Below are 25427 nucleotides of genomic sequence, written 5' to 3' on the forward strand. Positions count from 1 at the left end.
TTAAGCGGAAAATAAAAAATAAGGTCACCAGATAATGACCTTATTATTTAATTAGGCAAAAAAGACCCACAACATCAATAATGGGCAGACAACCCGAACATACCATGGCCAGATTTTCCAAAATAGGCTGTGTTCTAGGTCTGGGTAACCGGATTTAATCTCTTGCAAAACTTGGTCGCGTTTCCAGACCCATCCTACAAGCAGAGCAAATAGCATCCCTAGAATCGGTTGTGCGTATTCTGTGGTCAGCGAAATAACTAAACCAAACAAGTCACCAAAATTAAACACAATAATCGCGGAGAATAAGGTAATTAAACCGCCTATCCACCATACTGCAATATGACGGTCTTGTTTAAGCTCCTCTGTGGCACAGGAAACAGGAACTTCAAGCATAGAAATAGATGATGTTAGTGCCGCAATAACCATTAAGACAAAAAATAAAATACCAACAATAAAACCGACCGTCCCCATGGTATCGAACATTGCCGGCAGCACGCTAAAAACCAACGTATCAGAACTTAATAATTCACCGGCATCATTATAAATTTCTACACCATTATTTGATGCCACAAACATCGCGGGCAGAATAAGAAGTCCAGCCACAAAAGCAACCGATGTATCTAACAAAGCAACTTGGGCGGCAGTTTTTGGCAGATTCACCTCTTTTTTCAGATAAGAGCCATACACCATCATAGAACAAACACCTAATGACAATGAGAAAAATGCCTGTCCCATCGCACTCACTACCAGATCGGAACTAAAGTGAGACATATCGGGAACCAGATACATCTTAAGCCCTTCCATTGCGCCATGTTGAGTAAATATATACCCAACCAACAGCAAAAATAAGACAAACAGCACAGGCATTAAACGAGTCGACCAACGTTCAATGCCATCAGCAACACCATTTCGTACAACCAAAATAGTCAGCAGCATAAAGAGTATCATCAACACTAAATTACGAGATGTGCTGAAGTTCTCTAACCAATCACCGACACTGGTGAGCCCGACATAATTGGCTATTGGCCCAACAAGATACCCAAATAACCATCCAGCAACGATGGCGTAGAAACTGAGAATCATGGATACCGCAACCATCCCAGCAATACCGAGAACAGCGGCAATCACAGGTTGTTTAGGCCAGATAGCTCGAATGGACTTAATCGGATTTGCGTGACCATAACGGCCAATAGTGAGCTCTGCGACTAATAAAGGGTAAGCCAGAGCAAAAACCATCACTAAATAAACTAAGAGAAATACAGCTCCACCATTACTGGCTGCTTGAGTTGGAAACCCCCAAATATTACCTAACCCAACTGCGGAACCTGCAGCGGCTAAGATAAATCCAAGACGGGAGCTAAATTGAGCACGAGATTGTCCTGCCATAACGTTACGCTTCCTTGTCGTTCGTTATTGTTAATGTAAAGATTTAATTACAATTGTGACAGAAAGTATTCAACATGATGTGATAGCCAAAGGTTGCAATAAAGAATAAACTTTGCTGTTACATTGTAAAACATTACAATAACAACCATTTTTTAACCTTTTGTCAACAAAAACCATTACTAGCTAGGCTCTACGTTTAAACCATAAGTGATAGCCATAATCAAAGCGGCTTAATTTTCATAAACTATCAATTAATACTGACTGAGGTCGTGATTTCTTATCCTAAAAAGCAATATTTAGATTCCTTTTTAGAAAAAAAACACTATAGTAAAACCGTGAATAACAAGCTGAATATTAGAGAAAAGTAGATAAACCTTTGGCTTGTTCACAATTTTACATACTCATGTAAACAAAAGAGAACGACCGCCCCATCTCACTCACTAAATACGTTATGATTCTTTTTTGTTAACGTTTTTTATATATTTTTAAACTCTATTTAGTTAAGTCAAATACATGGAACAATTTTATCAAATACTCGCTTGGCTTGGCGTTTTCCTCTATTGGCTCATCATTGCTGGTGTAACTGTACGTGTAATTTTTAAACGTCGTGCAGTTGGTGTCGCTCTAGCATGGCTAATGATCATTTACATCATCCCAATTGGTGGTGTCTTCGCTTACATTTTATTTGGTGAGCTCAACCTTGGCAGTAAGCGAGCAGAGCGCGCCAAAGAAATGCTCGACCCTTTTGCCGAATGGTTCCAGCGTCTCAATGATTGTCCAGGCCACCAGCCTCAGAATATGAGTAGTAACGCACGCCCCATTTCTGATCTGTGTGAAAACCGTTTGGGTATTCCAGGCTTAACGGAAAACTCTCTATCATTGCAAAACTCACCGCAGACCATATTGCGCTCTATTATTGATGATATTAATCATGCTGAGCATGCAATTCACATGGAGTTTTACATCTGGAATCCAGGAGGCATGGCAGATGAAGTTGCTGTTGCTATGGTTCAGGCTGCCAAACGTGGCGTCAAAGTAAAATTGCTACTTGATTCTGCCGGTAGTATGCGATTTTTCCGTTCTCACTGGCCAAAGCTGATGCGTAATTCAGGAATCGATGTGGTCGAAGCCTTAGCTGTTTCGCCATTTCGAATGTTCTTCCGACGCTTAGATTTGCGTTTGCATCGTAAAATTGTGGTTATCGATAATCTCGTTGCTTATACCGGTTCAATGAACTTGGTTGATCCTGCCTTTTTCAAACAAGATGCCGGGGTCGGTCAATGGGTCGATGTTATGGTTCGAATTACCGGACCGACAGTTCCTTTACTTAACTGTATTCAGTCGTGGGATTGGGAAGTAGAAACAGGGGAACGTCACCTCCCTCCTTTACCGGTTTGTGCAATACCACCTCAGATACCAAACCATGAAGTAGATACCGTTCAGGTTATTCCATCAGGTCCTGGTATGCCCGATGATATTATCCATCAAGTGCTACTACTGAGTATCTATCAAGCCAAAGAGAGTGTGGTTATTACCACGCCTTATTTTGTACCAAGTGAACATCTGCTCCATGCATTAAAAGGTGCAGCGGAACGAGGAATTGCCGTTCATATCGTAATTCCTAATAAAAATGACTCCACTATGGTTGAATGGGCAAGTCGCTCTTTCTTTAATGAATTGCTTGACTCTGGGGTAAGAATCCACCGTTTCCATGGTGGTTTACTCCATACTAAATCTGTAGTAATTGATGATACGCACTGTCTGATCGGCACAGTAAACCTTGATATGCGCAGTCTATGGCTTAATTTTGAAGTCACTATGGCGGTCGATAATTTAGAGTTCACCAAACAGTTGAGTTGGCTACAGCAACAATATATTGCTGACTCAGAACAAATTGATCGTAGAGAATGGGAACGGCGTCCAATGACCCATAAACTTATCGAACAGTTTTTCTATATGTTCAGCCCTTTACTTTAAATAATCCAACCAAGACCATTCACCCTAAGCTATGCACAAAGTAGCTTAGGGTTTTTCTATTCTTTTTTATTATATTCAGCACATTATCATAATTCGTCTATCATTCTGTACAAATCCGACATTTATTTGACATGTCAATTATTTGAGCTAATTGTATATAAATAAGAAATAGCAAAGGATTTGCATAAATGAATAAAATTTCTCTCTGGCTCAGTCTATTTCCTCTTCTATTTAGCCTTCAAGCTTATGCTGATGTGCTCACCCCAAATCTCACGATTAAAGGGCACACTGCTGAACAAAAATTTATCTCGATCGAACTCAATCCTAATGAGATTAAAACCCAATTTCCCACGTACAAAATAACCACAGAATTACCCTGGATAAATAATTATGCAACTTTTTCAGGAGCCAGATTAAAAGATATATTAAGCCATTACCAACTATTTGGTAGTCAGGTTCATTTAACGGCTCTCAATGATTATAGCGTTACGATTCCCTATTTAGATATTTATCGCTACAACCCAATTATTGCTATTACCCAAAACCAAAAGCCATTAAAAATTCGAAATTATGGCCCTTATTGGTTAATTTACCCCATGTCTAAGTATCCAGAACTCAACACGCCAAAATATCATGCTCGTATGATATGGCAGATAAAAACAATACAGGTTGAAAAATAATGGGACATTTTGTCATAAATTTTAAGCGGTTATTGTATGGCATAATTACTGTGTTAGTTTTTGCCATTTTTATCAGCGCAAATCATTTTAAACTCACGTCAGAAAATATTTCACGACAACAGAATGAAGCTATTTGGTACATTCTTGAACTCAATAAAGAATATGGTGAAATAATTTATTTGTTACAAAAATTTGAATTAAACCAAATAGAAAGCCAACAAATCGCCCTGCAATATGAAGTTTTGTGGAGTCGATATAGTGCGATACTCAGTAACAGTAAAATTAATTACCATAATAATCTGGCAGCATTACTTCATGAATTAGAGCACCATTTTAGCTTTCTACAAAGTGTTGATTCACGGATCACACCGGATCATATTGATAATCCAACTCAACTAACACGCGCATTAAAAAATGATTATGAGCGACTACAAAAAACCTTTAGTCAAACTCTACAACTTCATGAAGGAACCATCGATAAACAATTAGATGAAATTAATACGCTACAAAACCACTTTCAAGTATTGCTTGTTGTCACTTTTCTACTCTGCCTAATTGTTATTGTTCTACTCTACTATGAAAGTCTTTATCATCATCAATTAGCAATGCAAGACGCATTAACCGAAATCAATAACCGGTTATGGTTAAATAAACAATTAGCTAGCATGGCACAGAAAAAACAGCCTTTTCGATTTTATTTAATTGATCTTGATGGCTTTAAAAAAATTAATGATTCGTTAGGGCATCAGGTTGGCGATATTGTATTAAAAACGGTTGCTAAGCGCTTACAACAGTTAGAAGGAAAATCCTGTTTTGTTGCCAGAATGGGAGGTGATGAGTTTTGCCTTATCTCTACTCAATCAGATAATAATAAATACTTAAATCAACAGATTATTAACTGTATAAGTAAACCAGTCCAATATCAGCACGGGTTTTGTCATATTGCTGGAAGTGTCGGTGTTAGTGATTATCCGCAGCAAAGCAATACAATCTATGACTTACTGCAACAAGCAGATTTTGCGATGTATGAAGCTAAACAAAAGGGTAAAAATAACATTTTTTTTGCAACAGAACAGAGCAGCCAAACAAAAAATACCCCATCGACTCACAAAATGGAGCAGTAATTGCATCAGCACTAAAAATATCAACTAAATCTTGTTATATCAGGTGACGATGTGAGTAGACAGATGGATATAGAGCAGCGATTAGATCAGAAAAGAGCACAACTTAATCATATACTGCAACAAATACGATATGCCATTACCGACGAACATACAGAAAAATTGGATGCTTTGTATTCTGAATTGGCTCAGTACCAAGATCAGTTTGATTTGCTTTATGATGAATTACTTCAAATAAAAAAGCGATACTAATCAACAGTATCGCTTTAATTTTCTTTACCTATCTACTCAAGTCATTTCAAGATACAAAATGACTTAAGTATTAACGGATTTCACTAGGTAAAGTCGTCTTACATTGCTGCCATGAAGATTTCACAGATCTCTTCATGTGTTGCTTGTTTAGGGTTAGTAAAACCACAAGCATCTTTTAGAGCGTTATCAGCAAGAATTGCTACGTCTTCTGCTTTTGCGCCCAATTCTTTAATACCCGCTGGGATACCAACATCTTTTGCAAGAGTAACAATCGCTTCAATCGCAGCTTCAGCACCCTGCTCTGCTGTCATGCCTTCTACATTTACGCCCATCGCTTTTGCCACATCGCGTAGACGATCAGCACTAACTTGTGCGTTATAACGCTGAACATGTGGTAATAGAATAGCGTTACATACACCATGAGGTAAATCATAGAAGCCACCTAGCTGGTGTGCCATCGCGTGTACATAACCTAATGATGCGTTGTTAAATGCCATACCAGCCATAAACTGAGCATAGGCCATTTGTTCACGAGCATGCAGGTTTTGGCCGTCTTTAACTGCAGTGCGAAGATTCTCTTGAATTAACTCAATAGCTTTAATTGCAACAGCATCTGTTACTGGTGTTGCAGCAATAGATACGTACGCTTCGATAGCGTGAGTCAGTGCGTCCATACCTGTTGCAGCAGTTAATGAAGCAGGCTTAGCTAACATAAGCTTTGGATCGTTAACAGACATAAGTGGCGTAGTGTGCTTATCTACAATCGCCATCTTAATGTGACGCGCTTCGTCTGTAATAATGCAAAAACGGGTCATTTCAGATGCCGTACCCGCAGTTGTATTAATCGCAATCAGTGGCATCTGAGGTTTTTCAGAACGGTCAACACCTTCGTAGTCAGCAACTTGACCACCATTAGCCGCAACTAGTGCAATACCTTTTGCGCAGTCGTGTGGAGAACCACCACCAAGAGAGATAACAAAGTCACATTGGTTGTCTTTCAGTAGCGCAAGACCTGCTTCTACGTTGCCAATAGTTGGGTTTGGTTGTGTACCATCAAAAACAACAGATTCAACGCCACGCTCAGCCAAAAGATCAGCAACTTGCTTCACCATACCAATTTGACTAAGAATTTTATCAGTAACGATTAAGGCTTTCTTAAAACCGTGTGCTTTAATAGCATCAGCCGCATCCGTTAAACAATCGGCACCCATGTAGTTTACTGTAGGGATAAAAAATGCACTAGCCATACTATATTTCCTTATTTTTCAAAAACTCATTACCTAAACTTTCTCAGTCTTAACAATAAGAGGCAATAAAAAGCAGAGGTTAATGGGTTTTCTTTTTTTGCGATTATTCCAAACGAACATAGTTGTACCACCAAGTGAATGTGCGTCAAATTGATCTCAAACAAGTTATGAAAAAAGATTGATGAATTTGAAATGGAAATATGAATTAGATCACTATTCTTCATATTTTATATTTATTATTGTTTACCACCAGAAACATACTGTTATTTATCAGGCAAAATTTGTTCATAAAACCATCTGAATTTGCTTTTTTTACTGGCTTTAAAAAATGAGAAGCCTGTCGCATTATTGATCCAACCGCCTTAAGTTTTTTTATTTCATGCCGTGAATTAAGTTATCGCTCATCACATAACAAGCACTGCTATGAAATTAAAAACACAAGCTTACGTCTTAGCCCTCATTACATTGGTGGGCTTTTTAGCACTTACGGCAACTGGATTATGGACGCTTCGCGTAGCCAGTAATTTAGATAATAAGTCGCGTGTTACTGAGATTTTCACCTCGACCTATAACATGCTGACCGAAATTGAAAAAATGGTTCAGGATGGCGTATTACCAGAAACAACGGCCAAGGAAATGGCAACTCGTATGCTGCGTAATAACATATATAAAGATAATGAATATGTTTATGTTGCTGACAATAATATGATTTTTATTGCGGCCCCTCTTGACCCTCAACTTCATGGCACCAGTTTTAACGATTTTAAAACCAGTGATGGGGATAGCGTTGGTCAATTGATCCAACAGAAATTGGCAGGACGTACTGGTCAGTTAATTGAGTACACTTGGGATCAGCGCCAACCCGATGGCTCTGTAGAAGAGAAACTGTCTATTGCAGAAAAAACACACGTTTGGGGCTGGGTTGTCGGTACAGGTATTGGGTTTAATGAGGTTAATGCCCGCTTCTGGTCAACAGCACAGTTTCAGTTACTCCTATGTTTAGCCATTGCAGGCAGTATCCTTGCTCTCCTAATCTTCTCAGTACGTCGTATTATTGCTTTAGTTGGCGGTGAACCTGTCGAAGTTTGCGCCGCAGTTCAAGCGGTGGCAAATGGTGAAATCCAGACATATTTTGCTGAAAGTGCTCCACAAGGCAGTATTTACCATGCGGTGCAAAATATGAGTCTCTCTTTAGCACAATTGGTCAATAACCTAGAGCAGTCTATCTCTGGGCTACGTAAAGAGTTGGCTGATGTTGAAAGTTTCTCCGATGGTATTAATCAGCTCACCAATGAGCAGCAGCAATCCACCTCTATGATTGCAACAGCGGTCACCGAAATGGTTTCATCTGCGCAAAATGTCTCTGATTCAGCCAGCGACACAGCACGTTATACTGATGAAGCAGATAGCCAAAGCAAACAGACTCAACACACTCTTTATGCCACGGTTGAAAATGTTCAAGGCTTAGCAACTCAACTTGGTATGGCGAGTAAAGCCGTTGAAGATCTGGATCAAGATGTCAATAATATCGTCAAGATCTTAGATGTGATTGGTGGCATTGCAGAGCAAACAAATCTACTGGCTCTCAATGCGGCCATTGAAGCGGCTCGTGCGGGTGAACAAGGCCGTGGTTTTGCCGTGGTTGCCGATGAAGTCCGTAATCTGGCAGGTCGAACTAAAGATAGCACCATTGAAATTCAACAGATGATCACTAATCTGCAAAATGGCTCTCGCAATGCAATTGAAACCATGGGAATGTGCGCAGAAACCAGTCGTAAAACCGAAGATGAATCCCAATCAGCAGCAGTGGCGTTAGAGCAGATAGTCATTGCACTTGAATCTATTTCAGCAATGAGCCAACAGATCGCAACGGCTGCAGCAGAGCAAACTCAAGTTAGTAATGATATTGCGCACCGTATCCATCTGATTGAAGATAATAGCAATCAGCTAAACCATGCGGTTAATGAGAGCAATAACAGTACACAGAAGCTATCAACTCTAGCGAATGAACTGGAAACTTGGGCTCATAAATTTAAGGTCAAAAGCTAAAACATAAAAGACAAAAGCTTTAGATATTAAAAGGCCGCTAGATGATTGCTTATTTAGCGGCCTTTAAAATAATGGCTAATACTAGTAATGACGATGGGTCAAATTAAACGATCTTAACCCCAGCAGGCATTAAACGTTCAGGTGTTAGCAGTACACTTTCGGATTCATCTTCTGTTTCAGCACACAGCAGCATACACTCAGAAGTCTCACCACGCATTTTCGCTTTTGCCAGATTACACAACACCACAACTTGTTTACCCATGAGTTCCTCTTCTGTGTAATAAGGAACAAGGCTTGTTACCGTTTGCAGTGTTTTTTCACCAACATCAATCTGCACAATATAAAGCTTATCTGCATTATCATGACGTTTAACTTCAATGATTTTACCCACACGGATATCAAGTTTTGCAAAATCTGAATACGCTATAGTTTCCACAATAATCACCTTAGTAAAATTTTACTAAAAGGTTAAGCGTAGCGAATTAGAAACACAAGTGCGCCAGATCTCATTTCACACAACAAGTTTATGTCTTAATAGTGTGCCATGTCTGAACTACATAAATTATACGCATAGTGTGTTACTTAGACTCATCAATCCCCTTATTCTGGTTATTCAGGCCATCATTCTGTTTACAGTTTATTATCAGCTTTGTTGCTAACTTCCAACACTGATCTCAAAGTTTTACTAAAAATTTGTTTCGCACATAGATTGGCGTTTACAATATCTGCTAACATTTTGAAATTATGAACTTTGCCAGTGGGAAATAGAACATGGCGACTTTAAAAGATATCGCTACAGAGGCTGGAGTATCATTGGCAACCGTATCTCGCGTGCTCAATGATGATCCAACCTTAAGTGTTAAAGAAGAGACTAAACACCGAATTTTTGAGATTGCAGAAAAGCTCGAATACCGAACCAGTAGTGCAAAAAAATCAACCCTAGATAAAAAGATTAACCACCATTTTCTTGCTCTGTATAACTACAAACAAGAAGCAGAGGTCAATGACCCCTATTATCTTTCCATTCGCCACGGCGTTGAAACCCAATGTGATAAATTAGGTGTTACCTTAACCAATTGTTATAACAGCGAAATAGACGTCGAATTAAACAAAGTTACAGGCGTTCTTCTCGTTGGTCGCATGCACGGTTCCATCATCAAAAAAATACCTAAACGTCTTAGTGACCATATCTGTTATATCGATTTTACCGATAATAATAGTGGTTATGATTGTGTTGATATCGATCTTGTTCGAATCAGTAAACAGATCATCGATTTCTTTGTTGAACAAGGGTACGAACGTATCGGCTTTATCGGCGGACATGATGAGCCTAATACACCCGATATCCGTGAAAATGCTTTTGTTGAATATGGTAACTTAAAAGGTGTGGTCTCAGAGCAAGATATCTATCGAGGAGATTTTTCTAGTCAGTCGGGCTACAACTTAGCAAAAGACATGCTGGAAAAAGGCAATTACCCAAAAGCTCTCTTTATTGCTTCTGACTCTATTGCCATTGGTGTTTTACGCGCCATTCATGAGTTCAAACTCACGATCCCTGATGATATTGCCTTGATCAGTGTAAACGATATTCCCACAGCACGTTTTACCTTCCCTCCTCTATCGACAGTACGCATTCACTCAGAAATGATGGGAATCCAAGGCGTTAATCTACTAGTTGAAAAATATCGCGATGGTCGAGCACTGCCATTACAAGTCTTTGTACCGAGTAAACTCAAACTTCGAGGAACAACTAAGTAGTTAATAAGTAAAGAATTTAAATACTTCCCCTTATTTTATAAAGCACTGAAACTCTTCAGTGCTTTTTCTTTATTAATCCACAACGCTGAGTTTTATCTCCTACGTTTTTTTCACTTCGAATAGAATTCTACCGCGATCACATCTTGAAATTGTTCCCCCGTTTAAAACGTGACCAAGTTAAAGTAAAACGTTTTCACTAGTTTATTTTAGTAAAAGTTTTACTAATATCTATCCTCAGATAACACATCAAGTTTTTATTCATAGTACGTCGGCACGGTGACACACCAATAAGCCGAGGGGAGAACAAACGTGAACAACTGGGAAAACTTCCTTCACCTACATGAGAACCGCATGGCACCACGTGCTTACTTTTTCTCATACGACTCAGTTCAGAGCGCAAAATCATTCCAACGCGAGCTCAGCAACCGTTTTATGCTCCTAAGCGGTCAATGGACTTTTAACTTTTTCACTAACCCTTTGTTAGTACCAGAAGAATTCTATTCACAAAAAATGACCGATTGGGGTCACATCACAGTGCCAAACATGTGGCAGATGGAAGGTCATGGCGATCTTCAGTACACAGATGAAGGCTTCCCTTTCCCAATCGATGTACCTTTTGTTCCAACCGATAACCCAACAGGCGCATACCAACGTACCTTTACTTTGGGTGAGCAGTGGAACGACAAACAAACCATCATTAAATTTGATGGTGTTGAAACCTATTTTGAGCTGTATGTTAATGGTCAATACGTTGGCTTTAGCAAAGGTAGCCGTCTAACAGCAGAATTTGATATCTCAGCTTATGTTCAACAGGGTGAGAACCTACTTTCTGTTCGTGTTATGCAGTGGGCTGACTCAACCTATATTGAAGATCAGGACATGTGGTGGACTGCGGGTATCTTCCGTGATGTTTACCTAGTTGGTAAAGAAGCGGTTCACGTACAAGATTTCACTGTTCGTACAGATTTTGCTGACGATTACCAAAGTGCCACACTATCTTGCTCTGTTGAACTTGAGAACCTAACCCATGCAGTAGCAACCGGTTACCAGTTAGAGTACAGCTTACAAGATAACGGCGTAGAAGTGGCTCAAGGTAACTGCTCTATCGATGATATTGATGCTAACCATCAAGTACAGTTTGCCATTGATATGAACAACCCACAGCAGTGGAATGCAGAAAATCCATATCTGTATCAGTTGTTTATCACTCTTAAAAATAGCCAAGGTCAAATCCTTGAAGTGATTCCACAACGTGTTGGTTTCCGTGATATTAAAGTTCGTGATGGCCTGTTCTACATCAACAACCAATACGTCATGCTACACGGTGTAAACCGCCACGATAACGATCATCTTAAAGGTCGTGCTGTGGGTATGGATCGCGTTGAAAAAGATCTGATTTTGATGAAGCAGCACAACATCAACTCAGTACGTACTGCGCACTACCCTAACGATCCACGTTTCTATGAGTTATGTGATATTTACGGCCTGTTTGTCATGGCAGAGACTGACGTTGAGACTCATGGTTTTGCTAACGTTGGCGATCTAAGCCGTATTACGAACGATGCAGCGTGGGAAGCCGTATTTGTTGATCGTGCAGAGCGTCATGTTCACGCACAGAAGAACCACCCATCGATCATCATGTGGTCACTAGGTAACGAATCTGGCTATGGCTGTAATATCCGCTCTATGTATGCGGCAACCAAAGCTATTGATGACACACGCTTAGTTCACTATGAAGAAGACCGTGATGCAGAAGTCGTTGATGTTATCTCGACCATGTACTCACGCGCTCAATTAATGAATTACTTTGGCGAACACCCACACGAGAAGCCTCGTATTATCTGTGAATACGCCCATGCTATGGGTAACGGTCCTGGTGGTCTGACTGAGTATCAAAATGTGTTTTATGCACACGATCATATTCAAGGTCACTATGTATGGGAATGGTGTGACCACGGAATTCTAGCGCGTGATGAGAACGGCGAAGAGTTCTACAAATACGGTGGTGACTACGGCGACTATCCAAACAACTACAACTTCTGTATGGACGGCTTGATCTTCCCAGACCAAACACCTGGCCCTGGTCTAAAAGAATATAAGCAAGTGATTGCTCCAGTTAAGATCCGTGCAGTCGATGGCTCAAATAACCGTTTTACCATCGAAAACAAACTGTGGTTTAGCGATCTTAATGACTACACCATTACTGCTGATGTTCGTGCTGAAGGCGAAACGCTACGTACCGTACAGTTTAAAGTTGAAGACCTAGCGGCAAACTCAGCTCGTGAGATCACGTTAGCTCTACCAGAACTGGATGAGCGCGAGACTTTTGTAAACTTCACCGTTCGCAAAGACAGCCGCACTCTATACAGCGCAGCAAACCACGATATTGCGGTGTACCAGTTCCTGCTAAAAGAGAATACAGCAACAGCACCGGTATTTGTTAACCACAATGCAACTGAGCTTAACGTTGCAGAGAGTCGTCTTGATTACACCATCACAGGCCATAACTTTGCGCTCACTTTCTCTAAAGTAAACGGCAAATTGACGTCATGGTTAATCAATGGTGAAGAGCTTATTCAATCAGAACCACGATTGAACTTCTTCAAACCAATGATTGATAACCATAAGCAAGAGTACGAAGGTCTGTGGCAGCCTGCTCACCTTCAGATCATGCAAGAGCACTTCCGTACCCTAAACGTTGAAACCTTAGATGGCAAAGTGGTTATCAATACCACCAGCATTATTGCCCCACCAGTGTTTGATTTTGGTATGCGCTGTCACTACTGCTACCAAATCAATGCTGAAGGTCAGTTAAATATCGAGCTTCGTGGTGAACGTTACGGCGATTATCCACATGTGATCCCAGTGATCGGATTGGATCTTGGCATCAATGGTGATTTTGACCAGGTGAAATACTACGGTCGAGGCCCAGAAGAGAACTACCAAGATAGCCAACAAGCCAACATGATCGACGTATACCAGACTAACGTTGCCGATATGTTTGTGAACTATCCGTTCCCGCAAAATAACGGTAACCGTCAGCATGTTCGTTGGGCAGCTCTTACTAACCGTCACGGTACGGGTTTATTGGTAAAACCTCAGCAAGATATCAACTTCAGTGCTTGGTTCTGCACCAATGAAAATCTTCATGCTGCACAGCACACTATCGAGCTAGAGAAGAGCGGTTACATCACGTTGAACCTTGATCACCAAGTGATGGGTCTGGGCTCAAACTCTTGGGGTAGTGAAGTGCTCGACTCATACCGAGTGTACATGGATACCTTCTGCTACGGCTTAACGTTAATGCCACTTCAAGCAGGTGATTGCAGTGCACAGGCAATGGCAGCTCATAACTTTGGCGATGCATTTTTTACTCAAGCATCAACTCAAACATCTGTAAACGAGGCGTAACCCCATGATCGTACTTGATAACTTAGAGCAATTTAAATCGGTATATCGCAACGGTCGTAAATGGAATCGCTGCGTAGAAGCTATCAATAACATCAGCAATATCAAAGATGGCGTCATGCACTCTATCGGCGATTCACTGGTGTACATGGTAGAAGATGGCACCGCAAAAGAGACAGAAAACTTTGTTGGTCACCGTCGTTACTTCGATGTTCATTACTACTTAGAAGGTCGTGAAACCGTTGAATTTGCGAAAAAAGATCAACTAACACTCACTCAAGCATACCGAGATGAAACTGACCGCGAATATCTACAAGGTCAAGGTGAAACTCGTGAATTGACTGAAGGCCAAGTCGTTATTTTTGAAAACGATGAAGCCTACCGTTTTTGTGGCGATAACCGCGTTCGCAAAGTGGTGCTGAAAGTGACAATAGAAGACGGTTACTTCTTAAATAAATAACCACGTAAGACATTGCAATAAATAAAAAAGAAGGACTGCAGTTACGGCTGTAAGTCCTTCATAAAACCTACACCTACATATAACGTGACTCTTCGGAGAATAAAAAGATGTCTGATACCAAACGTAATACCATAGGCAAGTTCGGGCTACTCTCCCTAACCTTTGCCGCTGTATTTAGCTTTAACAATATCATCAACAATAACATTGAGATCGGCCTATCTTCGGCTCCAATGTTCTTCTTGGCGACCATTTTTTATTTTATTCCTTTCTGTTTGATTATTGCTGAATTTGTATCCCTAAATAAAGACTCTGAAGCCGGCGTTTATGCATGGGTAAAAAGTTCGTTAGGTGGTCGTTGGGCTTTCATTTCTGCCTATACTTACTGGTTTGTTAACCTCTTTTTCTTCACCTCATTGCTGCCACGCGTTATTGCTTATGCCTCATACGCCTTCTTAGGTTATGAGTACATCTTAACGCCATTTACAACCACAGCACTGAGTATGATCCTATTTGCTTTTGCTACGTACGTTTCAACTAACGGAGCAAAAATGTTAGGTCCAATCACCTCGGTGACATCATCACTGATGCTGCTTCTGACTATGTCATACATCTTGCTATCAGGTGCGGCACTACTAGGTGGTGTACAACCGGCTGACCCAATCACTGTTGATGCAATGATCCCTGAATTTAGCTGGGCATTCCTTGGCATTACAACCTGGATCTTTATGGCCGCAGGCGGTGCAGAATCGGTTGCCGTTTACGTAAACGACGTCAAAGGTGGTTCTAAGTCTTTCGTTAAAGTGATCATCGTAGCAGGTCTGTTTATCGGTGTGCTTTACTCAGTTGGCTCTGTACTTATCAACGTATTCGTATCAAGCAGCGAATTGAAGTTTACAGGTGGCTCTGTTCAAGTATTTGAAGGTCTAGCTCGTTACTTCGGTCTACCTGAAATTATGATGAACCGCTTTGTAGGTCTGGTTTCCTTCACAGCAATGTTCGGCTCTCTACTAATGTGGACAGCAACACCAGTTAAGATTTTCTTCTCTGAAATTCCAGCAGGTATCTTTGGTAAGAAGACAGTTGAACTTAACGAAAATGGCGTTCCAGCTCGCGCAGCATGGATTCAATACCTAATCGTTCTTCCTCTTATGGTTATCCCAGCTCTTGGTTCAAATACTGCACAAGATCTGATGAACACGGTTATCAATATGACTGCGGCAGCTTCTATGCTTCCACCGCTATTTATCATGCTGGCATACCTAAACCTACGAGTGAAACTAGACCATGTTGAGCGCGACTTTAAGATGGGCTCTCGTCGCACAGGTATCGTTGTTGTATCAATTCTGATTGCTATCTTCACGGTTGGCTTCCTAGCATCAACCTTCCCAACAGGTGCCGATATTATGACCATTGTGTTCTATAACGTTGGCGGCATCGTACTTTTCTTAGGCTTTGCTTGGTGGAAGTACGGTCAATATGAAAAAACACTTAATCATGAAGAGCGTCAACAAGAAGCACCACCAGCGGAGTTGCTAACCGAAAACGCATAATCCACTAACTTGCAGAGAGAGCTTTGATGTTCTCTCTGCTTCTTTGCCGTTTTGCGATATCCAAATTTCTTTATCGTTCTGGGATCGAGCTAAGGGAACTTGGATATAACAAAACCAATAATGTTTTAAATCTGGCAGATGCAATAAATGGAGTACCACCATGTCTGACTCAATGCGCGGCACGATTGGCAAGTTTGCCTTACTGTCGATGACTTTTGCTGCGGTATTTAACGTCCGCAACATCGTAAACAACAATATCGAACTGGGACTGAGCTCAGCCCCTATTTTCTTATTAGCAACCGCGGTCTATTTTATTCCGTTTGTGTTTATTATTGCTGAATTTGTTTCGGCTAATAAAAACTCAGAATCGGGGATGTATGACTGGTTAAAACAACCTTTGGGCACAAAAGCGGCCTATTTGGGCTCATTCCTCTACTGGTTCGTTAACTTGTTCTGGTTTGTTTCACTACTCCCTAACGTTATTGCTTATGCCTCTTACGCGATGCTAGGTTATGAGTATGCCTTCTCACCTATGGTAACCTCTGTTATCTCTATGGTGCTGTTTGCTGTAGCGACTCATATTTCAACTAAGGGTGCATCATGGTTAGGTAAGATCTCTGAAATCGTTGCTTATGGTGTATTTGCACTGTTTGCGATTTACGTTTTCGGTGCCCTACTGGCGTTAGGTGGCGATCATACTCCTGCTCAACCAATTACATTAGAAGCGATGGAGCCAACCGTTAACTGGGCAACTCTGGGTATTATGTGTTGGATTTTCCAAGCAGCTGGTGGCGCAGAAACAGCGGCAGCTTACCTAAACGATGTGAAAGGTGGTCATAAATCTTTCATTAAGGTGATCATTATTGCTGGTCTGCTAATCGGTGGGATGTACGCTCTTGGTTCACTGCTGGTTAACGTTTTTGTGGCTCGCGATGCTCTAACCTACTCTGGCGGTATGGTTGAGATCTTCACTGGTATGGCGCAATACTTTGGTATTTCTGAGTCTCTAGTTGGTCGCTTTGTCGGTATCGTACTCTTTATCGCGATGTTTGGTTCGATGATGATGTGGACAGCAGCGCCTGTAAAAATCCACTTCTCTGAAATTCCAAAAGGTGTTTACGGCGAAAAAACGACTGAGCTAAATGAACACGGAGTTCCTGTGCGCGCGGCTTGGTGGCAATTTGCTTTCGTTTTCGTGATGCTAATTGTGAACGGTTTTGGCTCTGAATCTGTACAAGATATGATGAACCAAGCTATCAACCTAACTGCGGGTACTGCAATGCTTCCACCTATCTTTATCATGGTGGCGTACTTTGTCTTCCGTTGGAAACACGATGATACACCACGTGATTTCCGTATGGGCTCACAGAAGTTTGGTATGGCTATGGTATCGGTTCTTATCGCTATCTTTGTGGTAAGTATGACAGCCTCTGCTTTCCCAACTGGTGTTGACCTAGTTCGTGCATTCTTTATCAACGTATTTATGACTGCGGTATTCTCTGGCCTTGCTTGGTGGTGGATTTCTCGCTTTGAAGCTAAACAAAAAAAGTTAGCGGCAAAGCAAGTACTAAAAGAAGCTAAAGCGTAACCGTTTTACAGCGCGAATCTTGAAATAATAAAGCCCAGTTATCTTATGAACTCATGGAGAGTGAATAAGTGACTGGGCTTTTTTGCTTATTGCACACTTTTAGACCAAAATGCTGATATGAGATTTTGACACAACCAGAGATAATATTATGGTGACTACCTTACATCGCATTACCGCTAGAGTTGATATTGAAACACAAGATTTACTGACAAAAACTACTGCGATATCTGGCATGTCGAGTATTAACTCGTTTGTTATAAGTGCTGCAATTGAAAAAGCGAAAAAAGTTATCGAGCATGAACAAACTTTAAAACTGAGCCAAGTTGATGCTACGTTGCTGATGAACGCTTTAGACCGCCCAGCACTACAAAATTCAAAACTAAAAGCGGCCGCTACACGATACGGGAAAAAACTTAATGATGAATACGGTACTTCTCGATAAAGCTAAGCACGATGTAAACCGATTCAACTATGGCATCGAAACTCTCAATAATTACTTAAAAGTGATGGCGAGTCAGCAGCCAAGAAAGATAACATTTTCATAAAATACAGATGCTATAGCAGCACATGGTTCTAACCGATTTTATATTTCTTGTAACCACAAATTGCAGAACATGTCTGCATAATCGTAAATGCTTAGCTTAGCACATAGAAAAATTGGTCAATAACTGACATGAGAGTGTGTTCAAGCGTCTCAGGCTAAATGATTTTTGGACAAAAGCGAGTTACGCACTTTGCTCTATTTTGGCTGGTAAGTATTAGGAAAAGTAGGGATAACGCCGAAGATAAGGTGCGCCACGATCAACTTACCAAGCGCACCGGACTCCATACCAAAACCGCCGAGTGTAAAGCGTCACCTTGATGTTTTTGTTATATTTTGAAGTTTCCCCAGATCATCAAAGTACATTTTTGGAGTCCAACCCTTAGTTAGCCCAGATAAAACGAACTCATCGAGCATATCTAGTGCAATATCAGCTGCAGGTTCTAATAATTTTAATGCGCCTGCGCCACCAACAGCACCTCCAGGACCAGCAATCGCCCCACCAATGACACCTCCGATAGCAGTCATTGCTATAGATTTTGTTAATTTTCCTTTCTTAGTTTCAAAGAAACCTTTGGAATTAACTATTGAGTCAATATAGCTTTTCGTTATATCCTGATCTGTACATGAATTATCTGATAACCATTTCCTGAACTTTTTTGAATTATTCTTATTCCGGATTTTAATTAACTTATCAAAAGGTTTTTCAAGTTGATTATAAATTGAGGCAGCATTAGGTATATTTTCTACTTTTGATAACACATTATAGTTATTTAAAACCTTTTTAGACTTGTTTATTTTATCAACTGACTCGTTAAAAATATTATAAAACTCAAAGTTATCGTAAGTTGATATATTATTATTTATAAGATAAGAATAAAGCAGTATTTCACTTGCACAACTGCATAATTTTTCTCGACCACTTTTATTTAGATCAATATATGATGATAACTCTGGGTCTAAGCCATAAATTTTCAGCTTACCTGAATTATAACTGGACTTTGCTAATTGGACTGACTTTGCTGATAGATTAGAGTCTAGTATCGTATACTTATCTCTAGTTTTTCGTATCAAATTCTTTTTTGAGGATGTCCGTAAAGGTTTCGCTAACCACCCAAAACCTAAACTCAGCGACTCTTCTGGATCAGAGTGAGCTGGCGATGTTAGTGTTCCTGATTGGAGAGGCTCAACTCCTTTTATCTCATCAACCATATACGTAACCATATGGTTCCATAGAACAAAATTAATTGCATCTTGCTCTAATAATGCCTCGACTCCTTTCACACCAAACTTATTAATCAATATTATAAGAGGAATATTTGCACCATATACTTTGAAACTAACTCGATCAAAGAGCATGGATTGCTCAAAATTTGATTGGTTAGTCTTCTCTGTATCCCTTAAAAAAGACCAAGGTGATGGTTCAGGCACATTTTCTTTTTTAACCAGATATGTCTGGCAATATTCATTTAAATCACTTTGAAAGACCATATAACCTCGATAAAAATATAACGAGCCTGTAGGATTTCTTCCTTACTCGTTCTCAATTCTGATCTTACCTATATTTCATCATGATATGAGCTTGAACGCACTAAAGCCTTGTGATCTAATCTAAATTATTCGTCATGAGACACGGTTATGCCCAACTTCAAAACCGATTACTCGAACCAATACATGTTTGTCCCTGTCATCATCGATGAGCAAATCATCCCTGGCACTATCGAGTATGCAATAGCCCATATCGTTGATAATCACCTCGACCTATCACCTTTTGATGAACACTATTGCAATGACCAGAACGGAGCGGCCGCCTATCCGCCTTCCATCATGCTCAAGGTTATCTTTTATGCCTATTCTCTCGGCATGCTATCAAGTCGACGCATTGAAAAAGCTTGTATCAACAATGTCACTTTTATGTGTTTATCTGGCGATGTCAGACCACACTTCACCACCATCGCTGCCTTCATCGCTAAAATGAAAGACACCATTGAATCACTCTTTACTCAAGTCTTGATGATATGTGATGAACAAGGTCTTATCGGGCGTAACATGTTTGCCATTGATGGATGTAAAATCTCATCCAATGCCAGTAAAGAATGGAGTGGCACACACGATGAGCTGCAACGCAAAAAAGAGAAACTAGAACGTGCGAGTCGCCGCATTATCGAACGCCATCAAAATCAAGACGCCCTACCTAACGAGGTTATCGCACAAGACTTAAAACAAAAACAAAAGCTCGATAGCAGCACCAATAAAATAGGTGAATTTCTCGCAAGTACTCAGGACAAGTTAGGCTCTAATAACAAGCCCATAAAAAGCAACATCACTGACAACGATAGTGCAAAAATGACCACCTCGAAGGGCACGATTCAAGGCTATAACGGCATTGCTATCACTGATGACAAACACCAAGTCATTTTGTACAGCCAAGTATGGGGTAGTGTCGGTGAGCAGCAAACGCTCAAACCCGCAGTACTCGCTTTAAACGAACAACTGGACAAACTGCCGAATTCTGCCGAGCACACAATCAAGTTCACGGCTGACAGTGGCTTTCACAGCAAAGCCAATCTCAAATTCTTGGCTGGCACTCCGTACGATTGTTACATCGCTGACACTGCATTTCGCAGTCGCAACCCACTCTTTCAAAGCAGTGAAACCTACAAAACCGAGCAAGCAAAGAAACGTAAGAAGCGCTCCAAAACAGGCAAAACCTGTTATCCCATTACGATGTTCGAGTTTGACCAAGATACGATGACTTGCCGCTGTCCTGCGGGGAAGATGATGCGCCTTAGCAGTAAGAATGCCGTAATTCGCGGAGAGCGAGGCGCTCAGTTTTGTGGCTACCTCAACGACTGTCGACAGTGCACTCACCAATCTCAGTGTATGTGGAAGCCTCCAGGAAAACAGCAAGGCCGACAAGTCTTCTTTATATACAAAAACACCAAAGACTTTGACCATATGCAAGCTATGAAAGACAAAATTGATAGCCCAGAAGGAAGGCGGCAATACAGTAAGCGCCTTTGGTGTGTTGAGCCCGTTTTCGGCAATATCACCGTTAACAAACAGATGAATCGATTCACTCTGAGAGGTAAAGAGAAAGTCAACGCTCAATGGGCGATGTTTAGCTTGCTCCACAACATAGAAAAGCTGCGAAATTACATTCATTAGAGCGGGAAAACCCGCTAAAACCAGCCAGAACCAGCAACGACGCCTATATCTTAAATTATCACCGTAAGCACCAATGTCACGGCTCCGTATTTAAGCCAATATATACGGGAAAGTTATCAAAATATCAGGTGAAATTTGAGAAAAACCGAGAAATTCTACAGCCTCAACGCTCTGTTAAGGTGTGAGCAACGCAATACAGAAGTCGCCGCATACCACCTTAAACACTAGAACCAACGCATAGTGAAAATGCCACGCGTTGCGAATCACTCTTAAATGCTTTGTTAGTTTTGACTAGTATGACCGAGCCTTAAAGAAACGCGGGGGTTGCTTGAGCCGTTCTTTATGTTCGCGCTCAGGCATAAAAAGCATCAATGAAAACGAGAACACCGCTGTAAAAATTATTGCAAAGATACCAGATCCAAAAAATGGCTGAATTGAAAAGCCAAACATTCCATTTAAAAACTGCGGCGCGAGCATAAACAAAAGCATGCTACTCACAAGGCCAATCATTCCCCAACTTTTTGCGGACTCTCCCTTCTCATTAGGAGTCAAGCCATAACAAATATCCGCATGACAACCTTTGCAAAAGGTAATACCCTCCTTAACAAAGGTTTCGCAGTAGGGGCAATAATATCCATTATGAAGTAACTCTGGTGGTACATCTTGGCCTTCATACTCATACTTTGCTATAGCCTCGGCTTGATGCTTCCAACTATATAAAAGTTCTACCGGATACCTAACTACATCAACGTCAATCATTTTGGCGCAAGACTCGCATAGCCAAATACCATTCAAAACTGATTTTCTATCCTCAGAAGATAAATCAGAATCATATCTCGGACCATTTTTCGAAGCTGCGGTGATATGACAAGCGACACCGATGTTACTAGCTTTGGAGTGATCAGAGTTAGGTCCTGTTGTTTTGCGCCGACAATCTGGGTTAGAACAGCAATTACCAACTCGGTGCTGCAAAGCTAACTTAGTTTTTTGTATAAAATCATCTCTCATCATTACCACCACTGTGTTTTTATACAGACATCGAGGTTATATGATGTTAGTTTAATAGTCAAACTAACGCCCTGTTAGTTAAGGGGTGAGCAACGTTACCACTGAACCTAACCATATCACCTTAAACACAAAACCCAACGATGGAATGAAAAATGCCAAGCGTTGGGAATCACTCTTAAACAGTTTGTTGAACGAAGCCGCTGCGCGGCAGAGTGAAAACCCACAACCTCAACTACGGTAAATACACCTTTCCAAAAGGAGTATTTATCATGAATAAAGCACAGCAACATCGTTCAGATTATCTTTATGAACAACACCTTACCCATCTCACCTTGCAAGGTAAACGTCCCGCTACGATTGATGCTTATAGTCGTGCGCTACGTCGCATTACCCATCAACTGGATAAATCGCCAGACACGTTAACTACCGACGATCTGAAACGGTATTTTACACAACTGATCAAAACACATTCATGGAGTACCGTGAAAATTGATCGCAATGGCTTACAGTTTTTCTTTAAGCATGTCCTTCAACGTGATTGGGAGTGGCTGAATATTGTAAAGCCACCACATGTGAAAACCTTACCTGACATTTTGACTCCAAGCGAAGTGAGCCTATTGATTAATGCTACTTCGCAACTGCGTTACCAAGTGTTTTTTCTGACCTTATATAGCCTCGGGTTACGGCTCGGTGAAGGGTTAAATCTCACAGTGGGTGATATTGATAGCCATCGTATGCTTGTCCATATTCGACAAGGCAAAGGCGGTAAAGACAGGTTCATCCCACTACCAAGGCGAACCCTGTATGCCCTGCGATATTATTGGCAAACCCACAAAAATAGTCGTTATCTTTTTCCTTCACAGTTCAATCTTAACCATACCGTGATGGATCGCGGCGGCGTTCAAAAAGCAATGAAAGCCGTCATTAAAAGCTGCGGGATCACGAAATCTATCAGTCCTCATAATTTGCGTCATAGCTATGCCACTCACCTATTAGAACGAGGCTTAGATTTACGTTCAGTACAGCACTTATTAGGTCATAACAGTTTAAATGCTACCGCTAAATATACCCATTTAACCGACATCTCCCGCAAAAATACGACAACAACCGTTAATCAACTCACTAATGATTTAACGCTATCATAGGAACTGAACCTATGACATTTCAATCATTATTGCGTGACTATTACGATGACTTTTGTGCTACGTACTCCACCCAGATCAATCACGATATACGTTATGCCATGAAAGCGATACTCACATGTCACACTGAAAAACAAGGACATAGTCGCTGGCAATGTTCGCATTGCGAACATCAATCTGAATATGCGATGTCTTGTGGACACCGTCATTGTTCTCAGTGTCAGCACCAAGCAACATCCGATTGGTTAGCAAAGCAGCAACAGAAATTGTTGCCTGTTGATTACTTTATGGTGACATTCACACTGCCAGCTGAGCTTCGATATCTGGCAAAAAAGCATACCAAAGCACTCTACCAAGCCATGTTTACTGTGACAGCCAGTGTGATAAAAAGCTTCGCTAACAATGATAAACACCTTGGTAATCGCATCGGTTTTACTTCTGTTTTACACACTCATAATCGACGTCGAGATTTACATCCTCATATTCATATGGTGATCACTGGCGGTGGCTTTGATGACAAAAAACGACAATGGAAGAACTGTAAAAATAAGTATCTCTTTAATGCGTTTGCTCTTGCGAAAGTATGGCGTGCAAGATTGTTAGCCTATCTCACCACTGAACTAAAGTGGGCGTTACCCGATCACATCACGAAAAAGTGGGTGGTTGATTGTCGGCATGTAGGGCAAGGAAAACCTGCATTATTGTATTTATCGACATACCTTTATCGAGGGGTGATTGCGGACAAAGACATTCTGTTTATCCATCATGATCAGGTGACATTTCGTTATAAAGAGAGTCAAACTCAAACGATGAAGACACGCACATTACCCGTATTGCAATTTCTTTGGTTGATATTGCAGCATGTGTTACCGAAAGGATTTCGTCGGGTACGTGATTATGGTTTGTTGCGAGGGCATGAAAAGAAGCGGCTTCAAGCTATCCAATTTATGTTCATGTTAGCCGGGCAACTAACGTTGCCCTCACCGAATAAAACGGTACATATAAAAGCCCAACCCTTTTGCCCCTGCTGCCAACATGTCATGCAATTAACAGGAATATTTCGACCCAAATAACCGACGTTCAATAATAAGGATAATGGCTTTCACGCTGCAGAACTAACGAGGATTTTATTATAAATCAGAGTGTTAAAGTTATTGGTTCACACCAAGGATAACGCTCGACTGCATTTTGTCATCCCCCTTCATGCTATTTCCAATATTTACTAATATAAGGCGGCTTGGGCTTGTCCAACACTTCGGATAGGTGTCGGCTTCGCGACACATATCCTTATTTGTTATATTAATTGTCACACGCCAAACTTTTCTAGCGTATTTCCTATTTTTTCTGTAGTTTCAAAGCAAACTTTTGCCAATAGCTTACCATCGTCTGTCAAAGAGTATTCAAGCGCTAACCCTTGATTAAATATAGCATCCCCAAGCTCAGACATAGTGTAACCTTGAGAGAATTTCTGAGGCTTTTTGATTGAAATTTCCATTAATCCATTTGCTGTATATATAGATTTTAGTTGATCTGAGAGTGCATTGTGTTCATAAACTTCTTTTAGTTTCTGTAAATCATCAATAAACACATTATTAACAACACTTGAAAGACGCAAAAATTGCTGAGTTGTGATTTCACAAAATGCACACGCTACAAATAATTTACCAATTAGTTTAGGCTTGAGGTTATCATCTGATTTATCAACCAGATCTAGTAATAAAAGCCCTGCTTCATCACCCCCCCCCTTACTTCGGGAAATTTCATCCATTACTTTAGCTTTATCTTCTAAACGCAAGTTCTGAATTTCATAGAAAAAGTTGTATATCTTTCGTGCGGAAATTTCGCCTTGAATAGTATTTAAGGCATTGTAGCCTTTAAACAACAAACCAAATATTGGTAATGATTCCAAACTACTTGCAAGCTCAGACAAAATAATATCTGAAATATCTGCTAATAAATCTAATGGCTTTTCAGACTTTACAGTCTTTGACATCGCAGAACCAAGTGTCATTTTAGTCATATAGTTTCTCTACACTTTTTTGAATTAATATAATGCCCTGTTACGGTGTGAGCAACGCAATACCAAAGCCGC

At 40.6% G+C, this 25427-nt stretch carries 20 protein-coding genes and 1 pseudogene; 15 read left to right on the top strand and 6 right to left on the bottom strand.

What is annotated here, in order from left to right; genetic code table 11:
• Positions 1 to 51 precede the first annotated feature (51 nt).
• Positions 52 to 1386: a sodium-dependent transporter gene (locus CTN07_RS00695; protein WP_005300026.1), complete on the bottom strand. Its 1335-nt coding sequence runs from the start codon at positions 1384 to 1386 to the stop codon at positions 52 to 54.
• A 513-nt stretch (positions 1387 to 1899) separates the two neighbouring features.
• Between CTN07_RS00695 and cls the strand changes: the two genes are divergently transcribed.
• From cls to CTN07_RS00715, 4 genes are all read left to right on the top strand, one after another.
• Positions 1900 to 3363: a cardiolipin synthase gene (cls, locus tag CTN07_RS00700; protein WP_005300027.1), complete on the top strand. Its 1464-nt coding sequence runs from the start codon at positions 1900 to 1902 to the stop codon at positions 3361 to 3363.
• Positions 3364 to 3551: 188 nt separating this feature from the next.
• Positions 3552 to 4043, top strand: a complete 492-nt coding sequence (locus CTN07_RS00705; protein WP_036764096.1) for a putative pterin-binding protein — start codon at positions 3552 to 3554, stop codon at positions 4041 to 4043.
• Positions 4044 to 4093: 50 nt separating this feature from the next.
• Positions 4094 to 5167, top strand: coding sequence for a GGDEF domain-containing protein (locus CTN07_RS00710; RefSeq protein WP_050787769.1), 1074 nt, complete (start codon positions 4094 to 4096; stop codon positions 5165 to 5167).
• Between the two features lie 51 nt (positions 5168 to 5218).
• Entirely contained in the window at positions 5219 to 5416 is a 198-nt protein-coding gene (locus CTN07_RS00715; RefSeq protein WP_129382683.1) for a hypothetical protein, read from the top strand.
• Between the two features lie 98 nt (positions 5417 to 5514).
• Here the strand turns inward: CTN07_RS00715 and yiaY are convergent, their stop codons facing one another.
• Positions 5515 to 6663 carry an L-threonine dehydrogenase gene (gene yiaY / locus CTN07_RS00720; RefSeq protein WP_005300031.1) on the bottom strand — a complete coding sequence of 383 codons (1149 nt, stop codon included), beginning with the start codon at positions 6661 to 6663 and terminating at the stop codon, positions 5515 to 5517.
• 423 nt (positions 6664 to 7086) lie between these two features.
• Here yiaY and CTN07_RS00725 point away from each other — a divergent pair, with 423 nt between their 5' ends.
• A complete protein-coding gene (locus tag CTN07_RS00725; protein WP_005300032.1) occupies positions 7087 to 8712 on the top strand; it encodes a methyl-accepting chemotaxis protein in 1626 nt (541 codons plus the stop codon).
• Between the two features lie 103 nt (positions 8713 to 8815).
• Here the strand turns inward: CTN07_RS00725 and CTN07_RS00730 are convergent, their stop codons facing one another.
• On the bottom strand, positions 8816 to 9148 hold the full coding sequence (locus CTN07_RS00730; protein ID WP_005300034.1) for a tRNA-binding protein: 333 nt from the start codon (positions 9146 to 9148) through the stop codon (positions 8816 to 8818).
• Between the two features lie 335 nt (positions 9149 to 9483).
• Between CTN07_RS00730 and ebgR the strand changes: the two genes are divergently transcribed.
• The 7 genes and pseudogenes from ebgR to CTN07_RS00770 all read left to right on the top strand — a co-directional run.
• The gene (gene ebgR / locus CTN07_RS00735; protein ID WP_005300036.1) at positions 9484 to 10470 is read left to right on the top strand and encodes a transcriptional regulator EbgR; all 987 of its coding nucleotides are present in this window, start codon (positions 9484 to 9486) and stop codon (positions 10468 to 10470) included.
• A 309-nt stretch (positions 10471 to 10779) separates the two neighbouring features.
• Positions 10780 to 13881, top strand: coding sequence for a beta-galactosidase subunit alpha (gene ebgA / locus CTN07_RS00740; protein ID WP_005300038.1), 3102 nt, complete (start codon positions 10780 to 10782; stop codon positions 13879 to 13881).
• Between the two features lie 4 nt (positions 13882 to 13885).
• A complete protein-coding gene (locus tag CTN07_RS00745; RefSeq protein WP_005300040.1) occupies positions 13886 to 14338 on the top strand; it encodes a beta-galactosidase subunit beta in 453 nt (150 codons plus the stop codon).
• A 107-nt stretch (positions 14339 to 14445) separates the two neighbouring features.
• On the top strand, positions 14446 to 15888 hold the full coding sequence (locus tag CTN07_RS00750; RefSeq protein WP_036764101.1) for an amino acid permease: 1443 nt from the start codon (positions 14446 to 14448) through the stop codon (positions 15886 to 15888).
• A gap of 160 nt (positions 15889 to 16048) precedes the next feature.
• Positions 16049 to 17476: an amino acid permease gene (locus tag CTN07_RS00760; RefSeq protein ID WP_036764105.1), complete on the top strand. Its 1428-nt coding sequence runs from the start codon at positions 16049 to 16051 to the stop codon at positions 17474 to 17476.
• A gap of 148 nt (positions 17477 to 17624) precedes the next feature.
• A complete protein-coding gene (locus tag CTN07_RS00765) occupies positions 17625 to 17918 on the top strand; it encodes a type II toxin-antitoxin system TacA family antitoxin (protein WP_036764106.1) in 294 nt (97 codons plus the stop codon).
• A pseudogene (locus CTN07_RS00770) lies at positions 17893 to 18006 on the top strand (GNAT family N-acetyltransferase); the annotation flags it as partial. The gene CTN07_RS00765 and the pseudogene CTN07_RS00770, both read left to right, overlap by 26 nt.
• 323 nt (positions 18007 to 18329) lie before the next feature.
• Here the strand turns inward: CTN07_RS00770 and CTN07_RS00775 are convergent.
• Complete coding sequence (locus CTN07_RS00775) at positions 18330 to 19508, bottom strand: hypothetical protein (protein WP_005300045.1); 1179 nt, start codon at positions 19506 to 19508, stop codon at positions 18330 to 18332.
• A gap of 147 nt (positions 19509 to 19655) precedes the next feature.
• On the opposite strand from CTN07_RS00775, the gene CTN07_RS00780 reads away from it, so the two are divergent.
• On the top strand, positions 19656 to 21185 hold the full coding sequence (locus CTN07_RS00780; RefSeq protein ID WP_005300046.1) for a transposase: 1530 nt from the start codon (positions 19656 to 19658) through the stop codon (positions 21183 to 21185).
• Between the two features lie 291 nt (positions 21186 to 21476).
• Here CTN07_RS00780 and CTN07_RS00790 read toward each other — a convergent pair whose 3' ends face one another.
• Positions 21477 to 22196, bottom strand: coding sequence for a hypothetical protein (locus tag CTN07_RS00790; RefSeq protein ID WP_198137218.1), 720 nt, complete (start codon positions 22194 to 22196; stop codon positions 21477 to 21479).
• A gap of 266 nt (positions 22197 to 22462) precedes the next feature.
• Here CTN07_RS00790 and CTN07_RS00795 point away from each other — a divergent pair, with 266 nt between their 5' ends.
• A complete protein-coding gene (locus CTN07_RS00795) occupies positions 22463 to 23338 on the top strand; it encodes a tyrosine-type recombinase/integrase (RefSeq protein ID WP_005300050.1) in 876 nt (291 codons plus the stop codon).
• Positions 23339 to 23349: 11 nt separating this feature from the next.
• Positions 23350 to 24408, top strand: coding sequence for an IS91 family transposase (locus CTN07_RS00800; protein WP_005300051.1), 1059 nt, complete (start codon positions 23350 to 23352; stop codon positions 24406 to 24408).
• Between the two features lie 233 nt (positions 24409 to 24641).
• Here the strand turns inward: CTN07_RS00800 and CTN07_RS00805 are convergent, their stop codons facing one another.
• Positions 24642 to 25355: a hypothetical protein gene (locus CTN07_RS00805; RefSeq protein ID WP_005300053.1), complete on the bottom strand. Its 714-nt coding sequence runs from the start codon at positions 25353 to 25355 to the stop codon at positions 24642 to 24644.
• Positions 25356 to 25427 lie beyond the last annotated feature (72 nt).

The sequence above is a fragment of the Photobacterium damselae genome (genome assembly GCF_003026815.1).
GTDB lineage: Bacteria > Pseudomonadota > Gammaproteobacteria > Enterobacterales > Vibrionaceae > Photobacterium > Photobacterium damselae.

Bases quoted from the DNA above. Each gene is read 5' to 3' on its own strand.
- CTN07_RS00695 (WP_005300026.1), bottom strand. From the start codon at position 1,386: ATGGCAGGACAATCTCGTGCTCAATTTAGCTCCCGTCTTGGATTTATC.
- cls (WP_005300027.1), top strand. From the start codon at position 1,900: ATGGAACAATTTTATCAAATACTCGCTTGGCTTGGCGTTTTCCTCTAT.
- CTN07_RS00705 (WP_036764096.1), top strand. From the start codon at position 3,552: ATGAATAAAATTTCTCTCTGGCTCAGTCTATTTCCTCTTCTATTTAGC.
- yiaY (WP_005300031.1), bottom strand. From the start codon at position 6,663: ATGGCTAGTGCATTTTTTATCCCTACAGTAAACTACATGGGTGCCGAT.
- CTN07_RS00725 (WP_005300032.1), top strand. From the start codon at position 7,087: ATGAAATTAAAAACACAAGCTTACGTCTTAGCCCTCATTACATTGGTG.
- ebgR (WP_005300036.1), top strand. From the start codon at position 9,484: ATGGCGACTTTAAAAGATATCGCTACAGAGGCTGGAGTATCATTGGCA.
- CTN07_RS00745 (WP_005300040.1), top strand. From the start codon at position 13,886: ATGATCGTACTTGATAACTTAGAGCAATTTAAATCGGTATATCGCAAC.
- CTN07_RS00750 (WP_036764101.1), top strand. From the start codon at position 14,446: ATGTCTGATACCAAACGTAATACCATAGGCAAGTTCGGGCTACTCTCC.
- CTN07_RS00760 (WP_036764105.1), top strand. From the start codon at position 16,049: ATGTCTGACTCAATGCGCGGCACGATTGGCAAGTTTGCCTTACTGTCG.
- CTN07_RS00765 (WP_036764106.1), top strand. From the start codon at position 17,625: ATGGTGACTACCTTACATCGCATTACCGCTAGAGTTGATATTGAAACA.
- CTN07_RS00775 (WP_005300045.1), bottom strand. From the start codon at position 19,508: ATGGTCTTTCAAAGTGATTTAAATGAATATTGCCAGACATATCTGGTT.
- CTN07_RS00780 (WP_005300046.1), top strand. From the start codon at position 19,656: ATGCCCAACTTCAAAACCGATTACTCGAACCAATACATGTTTGTCCCT.
- CTN07_RS00790 (WP_198137218.1), bottom strand. From the start codon at position 22,196: ATGATGAGAGATGATTTTATACAAAAAACTAAGTTAGCTTTGCAGCAC.
- CTN07_RS00795 (WP_005300050.1), top strand. From the start codon at position 22,463: ATGAATAAAGCACAGCAACATCGTTCAGATTATCTTTATGAACAACAC.
- CTN07_RS00800 (WP_005300051.1), top strand. From the start codon at position 23,350: ATGACATTTCAATCATTATTGCGTGACTATTACGATGACTTTTGTGCT.
- CTN07_RS00805 (WP_005300053.1), bottom strand. From the start codon at position 25,355: ATGACTAAAATGACACTTGGTTCTGCGATGTCAAAGACTGTAAAGTCT.